Genomic DNA, 1,817 nt, shown 5'->3' on the forward strand with positions numbered 1-1,817 from the left:
AAGTTTATGATTGGGAAAACTTTCATGGTGTATTACAAGGTTCGACAGTGGTCAATGTAAAAGGTGGTAGCTTTGAAAGTTATACGTTAATTGGGGCTGCTTGTGAGCCTAATAGTTATAAAGTGATTGAATATATTTATATCCGTGAAACGGATTGTTTTACGATGGATTGGCATTGGATTTGTCATTTTATGGGAAGGAACACAGATAAACCCTTAGACCAAGCAGGTTTAGAATACGTTGATTATAAACCTTGGGATGCCAAAACCTTTATGCAAGTCAAACCGAAGTTAAAAATAACCTCGAGACAAATTGAAGGGTTAGACAAAGCATCGAAAGCGGGCTCAAAAGAAGAGCTTGCTCAAATAGAAGAAGAGTATGAACTAACAAAAACCGTGTATCCGGTCGAATAATCCTGACGTTAGTTTAAAAAACGGAAAGCACAACAATCAGGATAGCAGGAGCAAAAAATGCCATCACGTTACAAACCACCAATTGTTTGTTGGAAAAGTGATTTATCTAAAGGGGGGGGGCCGGTTAAACGTCATGCTAATTATGTTGCATGTGCAACGGATAATTACCTTGAAATCTATCGTAAACGAAAAATTATCGGACCTTATATTGGATTTTTTTTATTGGGAGGTGGAGAAATTTCGGTTATTTTGGCTTTTTTTGTTTGTTTAAATCAAAATAATATTCCTTGGCTTGCCGTGATATTGTCATTTATTGCATCTTTAGGAGGAGGTCTGGTTGTTTATTTAACTTTTTTCACTCTTCTTTTTGGTCACTATGCCCCCGTAAGTAATCCAATTCGTTTTAATCGAAAAACAGGCAAGGTTTATCTTTACGAAGCGGTGGCAATGAAATGGATGTTTAAAGCATGGCCACCGAGAAGAGCCTTTAAAGATTTAAACAAATTTCATATAAAAGTTTATGATTGGGAAAACTTTCATGGTGTATTACAAGGTTCGACAGTGGTCAATGTAAAAGGTGGTAGCTTTGAAAGTTATACGTTAATTGGGGCTGCTTGTGAGCCTAATAGTTATAAAGTGATTGAATATATTTATATCCGTGAAACGGATTGTTTTACGATGGATTGGCATTGGATTTGTCATTTTATGGGAAGGAACACAGATAAACCCTTAGACCAAGCAGGTTTAGAATACGTTGATTATAAACCTTGGGATGCCAAAACCTTTATGCAAGTCAAACCGAAGTTAAAAATAACCTCGAGACAAATTGAAGGGTTAGACAAAGCATCGAAAGCGGGCTCAAAAGAAGAGCTTGCTCAAATAGAAGAAGAGTATGAACTAACAAAAACCGTGTATCCGGTCGAATAATCCTGACGTTAGTTTAAAAAACGGAAAGCACAACAATCAGGATAGCAGGAGCAAAAAATGCCATCACGTTACAAACCACCAATTGTTTGTTGGAAAAGTGATTTATCTAAAGGGGGGGGGCCGGTTAAACGTCATGCTAATTATGTTGCATGTGCAACGGATAATTACCTTGAAATCTATCGTAAACGAAAAATTATCGGACCTTATATTGGATTTTTTTTATTGGGAGGTGGAGAAATTTCGGTTATTTTGGCTTTTTTTGTTTGTTTAAATCAAAATAATATTCCTTGGCTTGCCGTGATATTGTCATTTATTGCATCTTTAGGAGGAGGTCTGGTTGTTTATTTAACTTTTTTCACTCTTCTTTTTGGTCACTATGCCCCCGTAAGTAATCCAATTCGTTTTAATCGAAAAACAGGCAAGGTTTATCTTTACGAAGCGGTGGCAATGAAATGGATGTTTAAAGCATGGCCACCG

The 1,817-nt window shown here is 36.7% G+C and carries 3 protein-coding genes; all 3 read left to right on the forward strand.

Annotated features, from left to right (window positions below; all coding sequences use genetic code 11):
- A partial coding sequence (locus tag A9G10_RS12645) for a DUF6708 domain-containing protein (protein WP_179855790.1) occupies positions 1-413 on the forward strand: 413 nt, incomplete at its 5' end.
- Between the two features lie 57 nt (positions 414-470).
- Positions 471-1,340, forward strand: coding sequence for a DUF6708 domain-containing protein (locus A9G10_RS00010; RefSeq protein WP_065557660.1), 870 nt, complete (start codon positions 471-473; stop codon positions 1,338-1,340).
- Between the two features lie 57 nt (positions 1,341-1,397).
- Positions 1,398-1,817 (forward strand): DUF6708 domain-containing protein (locus A9G10_RS00015; RefSeq protein ID WP_218837291.1); only part of this gene is annotated, 420 nt, incomplete at its 3' end.

Origin of the sequence: Gilliamella sp. wkB308, assembly GCF_001690185.1 — a bacterium.
GTDB classification, from domain to species: Bacteria; Pseudomonadota; Gammaproteobacteria; order Enterobacterales; family Orbaceae; genus Gilliamella; species Gilliamella apicola_I.